At 74.8% G+C, this 14,724-nt stretch carries 11 protein-coding genes and 2 pseudogenes; 7 read left to right on the top strand and 6 right to left on the bottom strand.

Annotated elements, in window-relative coordinates; genetic code table 11:
• Nucleotides 1–38: 38 nt before the first annotated feature.
• From IF06_RS0116835 to IF06_RS34970, 3 genes and pseudogenes are all read right to left on the bottom strand, one after another.
• Nucleotides 39–956 carry an ABC transporter permease subunit gene (locus tag IF06_RS0116835; protein WP_013288862.1) on the bottom strand — a complete coding sequence of 306 codons (918 nt, stop codon included), beginning with the start codon at nucleotides 954–956 and terminating at the stop codon, nucleotides 39–41.
• Nucleotides 956–3,013, bottom strand: a pseudogene (locus IF06_RS0116830) (ATP-binding cassette domain-containing protein); the annotation flags it as partial. The pseudogene IF06_RS0116830 and the gene IF06_RS0116835, both read right to left, overlap by 1 nt.
• Nucleotides 3,014–3,117: 104 nt before the next feature.
• Nucleotides 3,118–3,820: pseudogene (locus tag IF06_RS34970) on the bottom strand (alpha/beta hydrolase); the annotation flags it as partial.
• A 374-nt stretch (nucleotides 3,821–4,194) separates the two neighbouring features.
• On the opposite strand from IF06_RS34970, the gene IF06_RS0116825 reads away from it, so the two are divergent.
• The 7 genes from IF06_RS0116825 to IF06_RS0116795 are packed head-to-tail and all read left to right on the top strand — an operon-like array spanning nucleotide 4,195 to nucleotide 12,520.
• Entirely contained in the window at nucleotides 4,195–5,373 is a 1,179-nt protein-coding gene (locus IF06_RS0116825) for a hypothetical protein (protein WP_013288864.1), read from the top strand.
• Nucleotides 5,360–8,056, top strand: coding sequence for a nitrate- and nitrite sensing domain-containing protein (locus tag IF06_RS0116820; RefSeq protein WP_030272106.1), 2,697 nt, complete (start codon nucleotides 5,360–5,362; stop codon nucleotides 8,054–8,056). The genes IF06_RS0116825 and IF06_RS0116820 overlap by 14 nt, the downstream gene beginning before the upstream one ends.
• Entirely contained in the window at nucleotides 8,053–8,517 is a 465-nt protein-coding gene (locus IF06_RS0116815; RefSeq protein WP_013288866.1) for a roadblock/LC7 domain-containing protein, read from the top strand. Before IF06_RS0116820 ends, IF06_RS0116815 begins: the two co-directional genes overlap by 4 nt.
• A complete protein-coding gene (locus tag IF06_RS0116810) occupies nucleotides 8,514–8,963 on the top strand; it encodes a DUF742 domain-containing protein (protein WP_013288867.1) in 450 nt (149 codons plus the stop codon). The genes IF06_RS0116815 and IF06_RS0116810 overlap by 4 nt, the downstream gene beginning before the upstream one ends.
• A complete protein-coding gene (locus IF06_RS0116805) occupies nucleotides 8,941–9,702 on the top strand; it encodes a GTP-binding protein (RefSeq protein WP_013288868.1) in 762 nt (253 codons plus the stop codon). Before IF06_RS0116810 ends, IF06_RS0116805 begins: the two co-directional genes overlap by 23 nt.
• 45 nt (nucleotides 9,703–9,747) lie before the next feature.
• Entirely contained in the window at nucleotides 9,748–10,242 is a 495-nt protein-coding gene (locus tag IF06_RS0116800) for a hypothetical protein (protein WP_013288869.1), read from the top strand.
• 37 nt (nucleotides 10,243–10,279) lie between these two features.
• Nucleotides 10,280–12,520, top strand: coding sequence for an AAA family ATPase (locus tag IF06_RS0116795; RefSeq protein WP_013475078.1), 2,241 nt, complete (start codon nucleotides 10,280–10,282; stop codon nucleotides 12,518–12,520).
• A 19-nt stretch (nucleotides 12,521–12,539) separates the two neighbouring features.
• Here the strand turns inward: IF06_RS0116795 and IF06_RS0116790 are convergent, their stop codons facing one another.
• From IF06_RS0116790 to IF06_RS0116780, 3 genes are all read right to left on the bottom strand, one after another.
• On the bottom strand, nucleotides 12,540–13,571 hold the full coding sequence (locus IF06_RS0116790; protein ID WP_030272101.1) for an SRPBCC family protein: 1,032 nt from the start codon (nucleotides 13,569–13,571) through the stop codon (nucleotides 12,540–12,542).
• Nucleotides 13,572–13,574: 3 nt separating this feature from the next.
• Complete coding sequence (locus IF06_RS0116785) at nucleotides 13,575–14,030, bottom strand: hypothetical protein (protein WP_013288872.1); 456 nt, start codon at nucleotides 14,028–14,030, stop codon at nucleotides 13,575–13,577.
• A 149-nt stretch (nucleotides 14,031–14,179) separates the two neighbouring features.
• Nucleotides 14,180–14,689 carry a GNAT family N-acetyltransferase gene (locus IF06_RS0116780; RefSeq protein ID WP_036310976.1) on the bottom strand — a complete coding sequence of 170 codons (510 nt, stop codon included), beginning with the start codon at nucleotides 14,687–14,689 and terminating at the stop codon, nucleotides 14,180–14,182.
• Between the last annotated feature and the right edge of the window lie 35 nt (nucleotides 14,690–14,724).

Raw genomic sequence — 14,724 nt, 5'->3', positions numbered from 1 at the left:
GGCCGAGGCGCTCCCGTGGTGACCCCGTCCGGGTCACCTCAGCTCGTGACGTCCTTGCGGGTGAAGCGCCAGAAGGCCAGGCCCCAGAACAGCGTGGCGTAGACGACCGCCGAGAACGCGCCCTTGACCACGTCGTCGGTCTGCATCGGCGTCGACAGCAACCCCAGCCAGGCGCTGCTGTAGTGGGTCGGCAGCAGGTTCCGCAGCCCGCCCAGCGCGGTGATCTGGTCCAGGATGCTGGACAGGATCCACAGCAGCACCGCGCCGCCGACCGCGCCGAGCGCGGCATCGGTGGTCACCGACAGCAGGAACGCCAGTCCGGCCACCACCAGCAGCACGACCGCGAGATAGCCGAGCACGCCGAGCAGCCGCAGCAACCCGTCCGCCGGCGCCAGCTCGGCCGAGACCTGGCTGCTCAGCGGCTTCCAGCCGTACCGGAGCGTGCCGGCGAGCAGCGCGGTGCCGGCCAGCAACAGCAGGGCCAGCCCGGAGTACGCGAGCGCGACGACCAGCTTCACCGCGAGCAGCCGGGCCCGGGGCACCGGCACCGCCAGCAGGTAGCGCAGGCTGCCCCAGCTCGCCTCGCTCGCCACCGTGTCGCCGCAGAACAGCGCCACCACCACGACCAGCAGGAACGACGCGGACACCAGGATCGAGAACAGGGTGAAGTTGAGCCCGCCCGACGTGGCCAGGTCGGCCAGGCTGGAGAACTCGCCCCGCCCGCCGCCGTCGTCGTCCCCGGCGTCGAACTGGAACGCCACCAGGATGATCAGCGGCAGCAGCACCATGAACCCCAGCGCGAGCTGGGTACGCCGGCGCGACGCCTGCCGCCGGAACTCCGCGCCGAACGGGAGCGTGGCCGAGGGCCGGTAACCGGCCGCCGCCCCGCCCGCGCCCGGCGCCGCCGTACCGGACGTGCCGCCACCAGGCGACGATGCCACAGACGAACCCGCCATCACCGGTCCCCGCTTCCCCGAGAGTTCTCGCCCACCAGGGCGAGGAACGCGTCCTCCAGGCGGCGCCGGGGCACCACCCGGTCCACCCCGATGCCGGCGCGGACCAGTTCGGCCACCACCTCGCTGCGGGCGGTGCCGTTGGTGTCGACCACCAGCCCGCCCTCGGCGTCGGGCAGCACCCGTACGCCGTCGAGCCGGTCGAGCACCGTACGCGCCGCGTCCGGGTCGCTCACCTCGAACAGCACGCTCGGCGACTCGCCGACGATCTCCTCCACCGGGCCGGACGCCACGATCCGCCCCTTGTTCACCACCACCGCGTGCGTACAGGTCTGCTCCACCTCGGCCAGCAGGTGGCTGGAGACCAGCACCGCCCGGCCGTCGGTGGCGTAACGCTGGAGCACCCGGCGCATCTCGGCGATCTGCGGCGGGTCCAGCCCATCCGTCGGCTCGTCCAGCACCAGCAACTCGGGCAGGCCGAGCATGGCCTGGGCGATGGCCAGCCGCTGCCGCATGCCGTGGCTGTACTTCTTCGTCCGCCGGTGCACCGAGTCGCCCAGGCCGGCGATCTCCAGCGCCTCGTCGAAGTGCGCGTCCTCCCACGGCCGCCCGGTCGCCCGCCAGTACGCCTTGAGGTTGTCCAGGCCGGACAGGTGGGGCAGGAAGCCCGGCCCCTCGACCAGCGCGCCGATCCGGGACAGCACCGGTGAACCCGGCACCAGCCGGTGACCGAAGACGTAGATCTCCCCGGCGGTGGGCTGGGTCAGCCCCATCAGCACCCGCAGCGTGGTCGTCTTGCCCGCGCCGTTGGGTCCGAGCAGGCCGACCACCTGGCCGGGGTGCACCTCGAAGTCCACGTCGGAGACCGCGACGAAGCCGTCCGCGTACTCCTTGCGCAGGTTGCGCACGGCGAGCGGGACGCCCGCGTACTCCGGGTGCACGGAGTCGTCCTGGCGACGGTGCCGGCGGCGGGTGAGCAGCACGACCACGACGAGCCCGGCCACGATCGCGACGAGCAGGCCGGCCAGCGCCCAGCGCCAGATCGCGGCGGTGGTGGGGATCGGCGTGGCGTCGACGGTGGGCAGCGTCAGCGGCCCGTCGGCGAGCGCCACCGTGTGCACGGCCGGTTCGGCGGGCGAGGCGTACGCCTGGTCCGACGTCGCCACCACGAGCCGCAGCCGGTGCCCGGCCTCGACCCGCCGGACGATCCCCGGCAGCGTCACGGTGACCGGCGTGGCCGCGTCGACGGTGGCCGGCAGGCCGGTCAGGCGCACCGGCGCGACCAGGCCGGACGGCAGCGTGGCCGCGCCCTGCGGGTCGACGTCGTAGAGCTTCACGAACAGCACCGCCTCGCCGGTCGGTGAGGCGGCCCTGATCCGCACGGTGGGCGCGCCCACCACGTCGACCGGCTCGTCCAGCGGCGCCGACTCGAAACGGGCGTGCTGGCCGGGGATGTCACCGGCGACGCCGTCCAGCAGCGAGCCGAGCGCGCCCGCGAACGGCACCGAGGAGATCGCCGCCGGGTTGCCGTTCGGCGGTACGGCGACCGGCTGGGGCGGACCGGCGAGCGTCACCTCGCGGCGGTCCTGCCCGGCCAGCCCCGGGTAGTCGGCGGTACGGAAGCCGGTCGCCACCAGGCCCCGGTCGAGCGCGTCGAACCCGGCGATCCGGGAGAACGTGAACGTGTCGCCGGGCGCCGCCCCGTCGCCCTTGACGTAGTGGTCGAGCCACTGCGCGGTCAGGAACTTCACCCGGTCGGAGTCGGAGGTGGGTCCGGAGCCGCCGTCGTGGCCGCCGGTGAACCAGGCGACCCGTACCGGGGTGCCGGCGGCGGCGATGCCCCGGGCGTTGGCGTCCGCCTCGGCCAGCGGGAACAGCGTGTCCGCCTCGCCCTGCACCAGCAACGTCGGCGACTTGATCCGGTCCAGCACGCCGGCCGGCGACGACCGGCGCAGCAGTTCGACCGCCGCCGCGTCGGCCCGGCCGGTGGTGGCGATGCGCAGGTACGCGGCACAGACGTCGGCCGCGAAGCGCCCGCAGGACGGGTCGGCGGCGCCGGCCGGCGCGCGACCGGCACCGGTGCCCGGCCCGGCGCCCGGCTGCGGGCTCGGCGGGCCGGCCGACTCGGGTGCGCCCTCCGGTGCGGCGGCGGTGGCCCCGGAGAGCCCGGCCGGGCCGGATCCGGCGTTCCCGCCGCCGCCGAAGAAGATGCCCGCCCAGCCCTTCTTGAACACGCCGTCGGTGGGCTGCCGGCCGCTGCTCTCCGGCAGGAATGCGCGGGACAGGTCGTTCCAGGTGATCATCGGGACGATCGCGTCGATCCGCTGGTCCTGCGCGGCGAGCAGCAGGGCCAGGCCGCCGCCGTACGAGCCGCCGACCACACCGACCCGGGGGTCGCCGGCCGCGTCGAGGCGGATGTCCGGCCGCTGCGCGAGCCGGTCGAGCAGCCGCTGCGCGTCCCGCACCTCGTAGTCGGGGTTGTCCAGGTGGATCTGGCCGCCGCTGCGCCCGAACCCGCGGGCGGTCCAGGTGAGCACCGCGTACCCGCGGGCGACCAGGTCCTCGGCGTCGGAGCGGACCGAGTCCTTGGTCCCGCCGAAGCCGTGCGCCAGCAGCACCGCCGGCACCCGGTTCGACGACGAGGCGTCCTCCGGCAGGTAGAGCGTGGTGTCCAGGTCGACCGGCTCGTCGCCGGAGGGCCCGGAACGCACTGTCACCAGGGCCGGCTCGGTCCGGAAGTCCGCGCCCTGCGGCCGGGCCACCCAGACCAGCGCGGCGGCGACGAGGACGACCACCACCACTGCGGCGACGATGCGGCGCGGATGGCCGGCCAGGGCGCGCCGGAGCCGCGCGGCGGTTGATCTCATGCGCCACACGGTACGGGCCGACGGCTGAGCATTCGCTGAGATCCGCCGTACGTCTGTCCGGTTGCACCGATCGTCGCGTAGCGTCCGTCATCCGCCAAAGGTCCAGAGCATCCCAGCGGGACGTATTCGGATCATGTGAATTCACATCTACAGGCGCAAACCATCGTCGATGTCATTTCTCGGCGACACGATCACACGCTACGTACCTTTCGCCCTGACGCAGGGTCACCCAAAATGGACTGACGTGAAGCCGACTCATCGGCCGAGGTCTGACGCGCGTCCGGTTCGGCTACTTTTCCGGTCCGGTGCACGGGACTGCGTACGGCGACCTCCCGGGGCACCGATCGCCCCGCCGTCGCCGGAGGAGACACACCATGACAGTCCCCGCGTCGCGGGTTCGCCGGCGGCCCGCCGTACCGGGCCGCACGCTCGCCCTGGTGCTGGTGCTGGCGCTGCTGGCCCCGCTCGGGCTGATCTTCGTCCAGGCCGAACGCGACTTCGCCGACGACCACGACCTGGTGAGCCGGGAGCGGCTCGGCGTCCGCTACCTGCGCGCCCTCGGGCCGGTCACCGACACGCTGGTGGAGGCCCAGGCCATCGCCGTCGCCGAAGGGGCCGTCTCCCGGGCCTCGCTCGCCGCCGCCATCGAGGGCGTCGCGGAGGTGGACAACGCCGTCGGCGACGAGCTGCGCACCCACGAACGCTGGGCCGGGCTGCGGGCCAAGCTGGAGGCGCTGCCGGACCGCGGGATCGGTGACCCCGAGGCCGCGTACCGGGCCTACGGCGAGGCGTCCGACCTGCTCCTGGCCCTCTACCGGAAGGTACGGGAGAGCTCCGGCCTGATCCGCGACCCGCGCTCCGACTCGTTCTTCCTCCAGGACGGCATCGGCGGGGACCTGCCCACCGCGACGGTGCTGGCCGGGCGGCTCGTCGACCTGGCCCGGCTGTCCGCCAAGCGCCCAGCCGCCGAACGCGCGCGGGTCGGCGCGGAGCTGGCCGAGCTGCGCGTCTCCGCGCTCGGTCCCGCCACCGACCTGGTCGCCGACCTGCGCTCGGCGGTCGACAGCTCGGAGAGCACCGACCTGGGCGCCAACGTGCTCACGCCGCTGGACACCTACCAGCGCTCACTGGAGACGTTCGCTGTCTACTCGGCGCCCGGCGCCGGCCGCTCCGCGCCGAGCACCGACCAGCTCACCCGCGCCGGGATCAGCGCGCAGAACGCCGCCAAGCAGCTCCGCACGGTCATCCTCGACCAGCTCGACGCGCTGCTGCGGGAACGACTCGACGCCCTGGAGCGGGACCGGCTGCTGGGCCGGATCGCCGCCGGGGCGGCGGTGGTGCTGATCGCCGGGATCGTCGCGCTGCACGTGGCCGCGCTGCGCCGGGACCGGTCCCGGGCCACCCCGGCACGCCGGGAACCGGCCGAGGCCGGGCCGGCGCCGACTGTCCACCCGGAGCCACCGCTCTCCGCGCCCGGGGCCGACCGCCAGCCGGTCGCGGTGGGGCACGGTGGCGACGCCGACCGGTGGAGGCCGTTCGATGCTGCTCGGTAGGTTACGCATCCGGGGCAAGCTCGCCCTGCTGGTCATCATTCCGCTGCTCAGCATGGTCGGACTCGCCGTACCGGTCGTCATCGACCGGGTCACCGCCGCCCGGGATGCAGCCGACACCGCCGAGACCGTCCGCGTCGCCAGCCGGGTCGGCAGCCTGGTCCAGGACCTCCAGCAGGAACGCCTGCTGTCGGTCGGGCTGCTGCTCGGGCGGGTGAGCCGGACCGAGCTGATCCAGAAGTCGGCCACCGTCGACGACCGGGTCGCGGACCTGCGCGCCGAGACGCTGCCGACGGCGGTCCGCAAGAGCCTCGACGGGGTACGCCGGCTGGAGGACGTCCGCAACGCCACGCTCGGCGGCCGGGCCACACCGCAGCAGATCCTGACCGTGTTCGGCGAGGTCGACACCGCCCTGATCGACGCGCTACGGCTGCCCTTCCAGGTGGACACCGACACCGCGGCCGGACGGCAGGTGCTCGCCCTGGACGCGCTGCTGCGCGTCGACGAGGCACTGAGCTCGTGCACCACGCAGATCGTGCTGGTGAAGGCGACGGGCGATCCGCAGGTGGCCCGGTCGTTCGTGGCCTGCATGGCGGGGCTCAACGTCGACAACCGGCGGTTCCGCAAGCTGATCACGCCGGAGCAGCTGAAGGTGGCCGAGCTGGACGACGCGGCGGTGGCCGCCCGGACCAGCCCGACGTTCCTGGTGGACAGCCTCCGGGATCCGGACAAGGCGATCGCGCCGGTGCCGCTGGACGTGCTGTTCCCGTCGGCCCGGTCGATGATCACGCTGGGCCAGTTCGTGGAGAAGAAGGTCGTCGCGGACGTCATCGCGGAGACCCGCGCCCGGGAACGGGAGGCCCTGACCGCGGCCTGGCTGGTCAGCCTGGCGGCGGCGGCGATCCTGCTCGTCGTGGTGCTGCTGAGCATGACGGTGGCGCGTACGGTGGCCCGGCCGCTGAGCCGGCTCACCCGCTCCGCCGAGCGGGTCGCCCGGGTCACCGAGGCCGAGCTGACCCGGGTCGCCGACGACGAGTCCGAAACGGTCCCCCCGGTACGCCTCGACCCGGTGGAGATCAGCGCCCGGGACGAGATCGGCGACCTGGCCCGCGCGTTCGACCGGGTGCAGCACACCGCCGCCCGGCTGGTCGAGCGGCAGGTCGCCGGGCGGCGCAACGTGGCGCAGATGTTCGGCCACGTCGGCCGGCGTACGCAGAACCTCGTCGGCCGCCAGATCGCGCTCATCGACCGGCTGGAACGGCAGGAGACCGACCCGGGCCGCCTGGAGCACCTCTATCGGCTGGACCACATCTCCAGCCGGCTGCGCCGCAACGCGGGCAGCCTGGTGGTGCTCTCCGGCGCCACCGGCTCGGACGGTCACGTGGCGCCGGTCCCGCTGGCCGACGTGGTCCGGCTCGCGCTCGGCGAGATCGAGGACTACACCCGCGTCGACGTGGAGGTACCGCCCGGCGTGGCGGCGGCCCCCGCCATCGCGGGCGACCTGGTGCTGACGCTCGCCGAGCTGATGGAGAACGCCACCTCGTTCTCGCCGCCGCACACCCGTGTGGTGGTGACCGGTGAGCTGACCGACGGCGGCGCACGACTTGTCGTGGTCGACCACGGCATCGGCCTGACCGAGGACCGGATGACCGAGGAGAACGCCCGGTTCACCCGGCGGGAACGCCTCGACCTCGCCCCGACCGAGGTGCTCGGCCTGTTCGTGGTCGGCCGGCTGGCCCGCCGGCACGGCTGGAGCGTCCGGCTGAGCCACACCCCCGGTAGCGGCGTCACCGCCGCCCTGGAGATCCCGGGCGCCTCGCTCGTGATCCGCCGCCCCGAGCCGGTCGGCGCCGGCGCCGGCCGGGCCGCCGTGCCCGGCACCCGCGAGCCGGAGCCACCGGCCGTCGAGGCGCCGTCCGGCTTCGACGCCGAGCTGCTGACCCGGGCCACGCGCAGCATGTCCAGCGGCGACCCGTGGAACGCCTTCGGCCACCAGGCCGACACCGCGGAGCCGATCGAGGACCAGGGCCAGGCCACCGGCGGTCCGCCGCCGGCCTGGCCGCCGTCGGACACCCGGCCGGCCGGACCGGCGGCGCGTCCCGGGCACGTCTCCCCGCCGACACCGGTCGTCGGCCCGGCCCCGGCCGCTCCCCCGGCCGCCGGGCCGGCGACCGGCCCGACCCTGACGCCGCCGGCCACCCGCCCGGCCCCGGCGCCCGCCGGGTCATCCCCGGTCATGCCGGCGCCGACCGGGCCGAACCCGGTCGGGCCGCCCGCCGGGCGGCCCGGTACCCGCTCGCCGATCCGGCAGCGGGTGCCCGGCGCGAACCTGCCGGCCACCCCGCCCGCCGGCCCGGCCGGACCGGCCACCGGCGGACCACTGATCGGCGTACCGGCGGACCCGTCGAGCGTCCGGGCCCTGGTCGAGGCGTTCCAGGACGGGGTACGGCGGGCCGAGGGCGACGTCGACCACGCGCCCCCGGCTGCGGAACGGCCCCGGCTCAGCCGCCGGGTGCCCGGCGCGAACCTGTCCGTCTCCCCGGCGCAGTCCGTGCCCCCCACCAGCTCCGACCCCGGCGACCCCGTCGAGGTACGCAACCGGATCAGCGAGTTCGAGGCGGGCGTCGCCCGTGCTCTGCGCGAAGTCAGTACCGACCGCCGCTACGAAGAGGACCCATCACGGTGACCAGCCCCTTCCTCCACGAGAACGTCGAACAGAGCACCACCGGCGACCTCAGCCCCGAGGCACGCACCTTCAACTGGCTGCTCGACTCGTTCACCTCCAGCACCGCCGGGGTGATGGAGGCGATCGCGGTCTCCTCGGACGGGCTGCTGATGGCCATGTCCGCGATCAAGGACCGGTCCAACGCGGAACGGCTCGCCGCCGTGGTCTCCGGCATGACCAGTCTCGCCGGGGGCGCGGCGAGCTGGTACGCGCTCGGCGCGCTCAACCGGGTGATCGTCGACATGGCCGAGGGATACCTGCTGATCAGCGCGATCAGCAGCGGCTCGGTGCTCGGCGTCGTCGCCGACCGCACGGCGAACCTGGGCACCGTGGCGTACGAGATGACGCTGTTCGCCGGCCGCGCCGGCGGCGCCCTGAGTCCGCGCCTGATCGCCGAGCTGAAGAACGCCGTACAGCAATGATCCCAGGGGCCGCCGGCGCGGACCCGGAGCCGGAACCCGGCGTCCGGATCCGCCCCTTCCTGCACGCGTCCGCTCCGGTGCCGGAGCCGGACGCGGGCGACGGGGAGCCGACCGGCCCACGCCCCTTCGTGCTGACCTCCGGACGGGTGGACGGCGACCCGGCGATCGGCCTGGAGACCCAGGTCACCGCTCGTCCGGGCAGCACCTCGTGGGCGGTGACCGCCCGGTTGGCCCCGGAGCTGGCGGCGATCGTCGCGATCTGCGCCGAGCCCGTCTCGGTGGCCGAGATCTCCGCCCGGACCCGGATGCACTTCGGGGTGACCCGGGTGCTGGTCGGCGACCTTCGCGCCGCCGGCCATCTCGACGTGCACGTCGCGGACGTCGACGACGCCCTCGATCCCGACATCATCCTGCGAGTGATTGATGGACTTCGTGCGATCTCCTGAATGGCCGGCGGCCGCCACGGGTGGGCCGGCCGCCAACAGCGCCCCGAGCCGCTACGGCGGCCCGGCGCCGCTGATCGGCCGGGCCACGCCACCCCCGCCCACGCCGCCGCTGCCGTACCTGCCGCCGGGTGTGCCGCCGGCCGAACCTGCCCCGATCGTCAGCCGGGTACCGGCGCCCCGGCCGCCGATCCCGGTCAAGATCCTCATAGCCGGCGGGTTCGGGGTCGGCAAGACCACCACTGTCGGCGCGATCTCCGAGATCGCGCCGCTGACCACCGAGGCGGAGATGACCACCGCCGGCATCGGCATCGACGACCCGGGCGGGGTCGCCGGCAAGACCACCACCACCGTCGCCATGGACTTCGGTTGCGTGACCATCGACCGCAGCCTGAAGCTCTACCTCTTCGGTACGCCCGGCCAGGCGCGCTTCGGGTTCATGTGGGACGACCTGGCCCGGGGCGCGCTCGGCGCGCTCGTGGTGGTGGACAGCGCCCGGCTCGACGACTGCTACCCGGCGATCGACTTCTTCGAGCGGTCCGGTCTGCCGTTCGCGGTGGGCGTCAACGCCTTCGACGGCCGGCTGGCCCTGGACCTGCCGTCGATCCGCTGGGCGCTGGCGATCGGCGAGCACGTGCCGCTGGTGCAGTTCGACGCCCGGGACCGCCTCTCGGTACGGGACGCCCTGCTCGTCGTCCTGGACCGTGCGCTGGACCGGGCCACCCGATCCCGGGCAGGCTGAACTCGCAGTCGTTTCGATCCGTTGTCTGGCGAAGGGGTGGACGCCATGAGAGGTGATCTGGACGAGACACTGGCCCGGATGGCACGGCGCGAGGAGGCGCTGCGCCGCCGGGCGCCGATGCCCGGCGAACCGGCCGGGACGCCCGAGCGGGACGTGCCCGTGGAGGCGGCGGACGAGCCGGGCGACGAGCGGGCGGGGCGCGGCGCGTACCGGCTGCGCGGTGGCGAGGCGCCGGTTCGGCGTGACCCGGTCGAGGAGGTCGCCGAGGCGGTCCGGAGGGTGGTGGCGGAGCACCCCGGGCTGGCCGTGACGCTGCGCGTGGAACTGGGCGAGCAGGCGTACCCGCTGCGGGTCTCCTGGTCCGGCGCGGCGGTGACGGTGGGCCCGGCGGCGCCGCCCGCGCCGCCGCCGGCGTGGCCCATGTCGGTGAAGACGGTGCCCGCGCCCGGCCACGACCCGCTGGAATCCGACCCGGCGGCCCGGCTGGCCGAGATGATCCGGCGCGACCCGTCGCTCCTGGACGACCCGGGCCCGCGCTGACCCGGCACCCGATGATCGGGGCGGCTACTGTCGGCGGGTGGCCGAACCCGACCTGACCCTGACCGCGACGCTGCGGCCGGCCGCGCTCGACGCCCGCCGCGGCGTGGTGCGCCTGCATCCCGAGGTGCTCACCGCGCTGGCGCTGCGCCCCGGCGACCCGGTACGCCTGACCGGCCGCCGGGTCACCGCCGGCATCGCGGCCGCCGCCGAGCCGAGCACCAGCGGCGCCCTGCTGCACGCCGACGACCTGCTGCTGGGCAACCTCGGCCTGCGGGCCGGCGGCCAGGTCACTGTGAGCCCGCTGCCGGCGACCCCGGCACGCCGGCTCACGCTCTCCGGCCCGGCCGCTGTGGTCGCCGCGGTCCCGCCGGAGATGCTGCGGCTCGCGCTGCTGGGCAAGGTGGTCACCGCCGGGGACGACGTCTCGCTGCTGCCGCAGGACGTGCTGCCGGACGCCGCCGTGCGCGGCCTGATCGAGGCCGCGCGGCGCAGTCTGGCCAGTTCCGTCGGGTACGCCTGGACGAGCACGCTGCTCACAGTCGTGTCGGCCGAACCGGCGGTCGGCGCGCTCGTCACCATGGACACGGTGGTGGGCTGGGAGCACGGCGCCGCCACCCGCGGCTCCGGCCCGGCGTCCTCGGCCTCCCCCGCGCGGTTCTCCGCCCCCGCCACGCCGCCCGGGACGGAACCCGACGGGGACCTGCTCGGTCCGGAGGACGCGCCCGACGTGGACGAGTTGCCCGGCCTGCGCGCCCAGGCCGAGGAGCTGACCGAACTGCTGGATCTGGGCTTCCACCACCGCGAGGTGCTGGGCCGGCTCGGCACCACCGTGTCGCTCGGTGTGCTGGTGGAGGGCCCGGCGGGCTCGGGCAAGTCCGCGCTGGTGCGTGCCGTCGCCGCCCGGGTCGGCGCGGGCGTACGGCCGCTCTGGGCGCCCGAGCTGGCCGCGCTCAGCAATGACGCGGCGGCCCGCCGGCTGCGCGAGGCGGCCTCGGCGGTACGAGCCGGTGGTCCCGCCGTGCTGCTGGTCACCGACGTGGAGTCGATCGCCCCGGCCGACGAGCCGGGCCCCCTGGCCACGGTGTTCCGCCAGGTGGTGGCCGAGACGCTGCGGGCCGGTGCCGCTGTGGTGTGCACCAGCGGACGCCCCGAGGCGGTGGATCCGGCGCTGCGCGGCCCGGACCTGCTCGCGCTGCGGATCACCGTGCCGCTGCCCGACGCGGCGCTGCGCCGGGAGCAGTTGACGGTGCTGACCCGTGAGGTGCCGCTCGCAGGTGACGTCCGGCTGGACGAGGTGGCCGCCCGTACCCCCGGGTTCGTCGCGGCGGACCTGGCGGCGCTGGTACGCGAGGCAGGGGTACGCGCGGCGCTGCGCCAGAAGACGGCGGAGACGCCGACGGTGGCGATGGCCGACTTCACCGCCGCGCTGGAGGTGGTCCGGCCGACCACGATGTCCGCGTCCACGCTGGAGCTGGCGTCGGTGACGCTGGACGACGTGGGCGGGCTGCACGAGGTCAAGCAGACGCTCACCGAGTCGGTGCTGTGGCCGCTCACCTATCCGGACACGTTCGCCCGGCTGGGCGTGACGCCGCCGCGCGGGGTGCTGCTCTACGGTCCGCCCGGCTGCGGCAAGACCTACCTGGTGACCGCGCTGGCCGGGTCCGGGCGGGCGAACGTGCTGTCGGTGAAGGGCGCGGAGCTGCTCTCGAAGTGGGTGGGTGAGAGCGAGCGGGCGGTCCGGGAGCTGTTCCGCCGCGCCCGCCAGGCCGCACCCACGCTCGTCTTCCTCGACGAGGTGGACGCGCTGGCCCCGGTACGCGGGCAGGCCACCGACGGCGGTACGACCGACCGGGTGGTGGCGGCGCTGCTGACCGAACTGGACGGGGTGGAGGCACTGCGCAACGTGGTGGTGGTCGGCGCGACCAACCGCCCCGAACTGGTCGACCCGGCGCTGCTGCGTCCCGGCCGGCTGGAACGGCTGGTCTACGTGCCGCCGCCGGACGGCCCGGCGCGTACGGAGATCCTCCGCGCCTCGGCCCGGGACGTCCCGCTCGCGCCGGACGTGGACCTCGACGCGCTCGGCGCGGAGCTGGACGGCTTCTCCGCCGCCGACTGCGCCGCGCTGATCCGGGAGGCGGCGCTGGCAGCCATGCGGGAGTCGCTGAGCGCGAGCACCGTGACCGCCGCGCACGTCGAGGCGGCCCGGAACCGGGTCCGCCCCTCCCTGGACCCGGTGCAGCTCGCGCACCTGGAGTCGTACGCCACCGGCCGGTCCTGACGAACCGGCCCGCCTCCGGTCAGCGCTCGTCGCGGCGGCGGGCGGCCGGGCGGCGGGGCCGCTCCGGGACACGGCGGCGGCGCTCGGGTTCGCGCTGCCCGCGTGCCGTCCGGCTGCGGGCACGCTCCGGCTCGGTCAGGACCGGCTCGTCGGCGTACTCGTCGTCGTCGAAGTCGTTGCCCTCGTCGTAGGCGGCGTACTCGTCGTCGGCCGGCCCGGCGTCTCCCCGCTCCTCCCGGAGCGCGGTCTCGTGGTCCTTGACGACCTGGGAGTCCTCGATCTCGCCGCGCCAGCCCTCGACCGCGTCCGGGTCGAGCACGGTCCGGGTCATCACGTGCCGGACGAAGTGCTTCAGCTCCAGCCGGACCCGCCGGCCCTGCGCCCGCCACAGGTTGCCGGTGTGCTCGAAGAAGCCCTGCGGGTGGTACTCCAGCACGACCAGGATCCGGGTCAGCTCCGGGGCGACCTCGTGGAAGCTGACGGTGCCGTCGACCGAGCCCTTCTCGCCCTTCGACCGCCAGTGGACGAGCCGGTCCGGGATCTGCCGGACGATCGTCGACTCCCAGCTCCGGTGCGACCAGAGCACCTGCGCCTTCCAGGTCATCTTCTCGTCGGCGTCGCAGTCGGCCTGCTCGACCTTCTTCATGAAGCTCGGGAAGTCGCCGAACGTCGTCCACTGGTTGTAGGCGACCCGGACCGGCACGCCGACCTCGATGGTCTCGACGATATTGGTGACCTTGAGCTTCTGGCCGCCGTCCCGGCCACCCTTGCGACCGAACGCCGCCATCAGCTTCTCCTTACCGCCGGCCAGGCCGGCATGGAACATCGCCCTCACCGGGGAGGCGCCCTCGGCGAGCCGTTGCGCGCCGGTGGCGGCGGCGACCAGGCCAGGGTCGCCGCCCTGCTTCGCGTACTCGCTCAGCCGCCCGGTGGCGTCGGTGACCCGTTCGGTGACCACCTGCACGGCCCGCTCACCGAGCGCGGAGGCGAGGTTGCGCAGCTCCCCGCCGATCTGGTCGCGGGCCCGGTCGGCCAGGCTGCCCGTCGCCACGGCTCACCGCCCCCGATCGGCTCGGGCCGGCACCGGCGCGCCGGGCTGGTCGTCCAGTTCCTGCTCCTCGTCCGGCGCGGAACGCTCGGCGCCCGGCCCGGAACGGTCCTCGTCCGACGCGGAACGCCCGGCGTCCGGCCGGCCCGTACCCGCCTTGCGGCGCAACGCACCGGCGCCCTCACGCAGTCGTCCGCCGATGGCGTCGATGCCGTTGCCGGCGGCGGCGGTCGCGGCCGCCCGGCCCGCGGCCACCAGCGGCGGTGCCAGCCCGCCGAGGTTGCGCAGCTGCGGGTTCGCGGCCATCAGGTCCGCGCCGAGCTGCTTCAGGCCGCCCGGGCGCCGGCTGGCCCGCCCGGCGGCGACCGCCGCGGCGAGCGTCAGCGCGGTACGCATCTTCTTCCGGCGACCCAGCAGGTAGCCGAGACCGACGGCGAACGCCACCCGTGTTCCGCTCTTCATCCGCTCTCCTCCGCGCTCCCCGGGAAAGTCAGGTCCCGGAGACGCGGGCAGTACCCGTCACCCCCTCGGCAAAACACTTCCGTGCAAGCACGAAACCACCCACCGAGGCGACTCTGAGCAGGAGAAACGTGATCGGGGAAGGAAGCGGGTCAGCGGATCGGCAGGGCCGAATCCAGGGACATCCGGGCGTGCAGCACTCCGTCTTCCTCACGCAGTTCCGCGCCGCACTTACGCAGCACCGAGATCGCCCCCGCGTTGTCCGGCGTGGTGTTCGCGACCACCGTGTGCATCCCGGCCCCGGCGGCGATGTGCAGCAACTGCCGCAGCGCCGCGGCGCCCAGGCCCCGGCCCCGCGCGGACCGGCCGAGCCACATGCCGGTCTCCACTGTTCCCGGCTCGTCCCGGCGGGTCATCCGCACCATGCCGACGACCTCACCGCCGGAGACGATCGCGTACATGGCGGTGCCGGTCGGGCCGTTCAGCCCGCCGAGGCTGGCGCGGTGAAACTCGCGGAACGCGTCGCGGCGGGCCAGCGACCAGCCCGCGGGGGCGTCCACCGGAGGCATGACGTCCTCCGGTTCCGCCTCGGCCGCCGCTACGGAGAGCAACGGTTCCAGGTTCCGTTCGTCCACCGGCTCCAGCCGTACAGCACCCGTCACGTCGCGCAGTCTGCCGCGCGTGGTCCGGGTCGTCC

Source organism: Micromonospora globosa (assembly GCF_000717585.1).
GTDB classification, from domain to species: Bacteria; Actinomycetota; Actinomycetes; order Mycobacteriales; family Micromonosporaceae; genus Micromonospora; species Micromonospora aurantiaca.
This window is presented reverse-complemented; position numbering and strand designations above follow the sequence as displayed.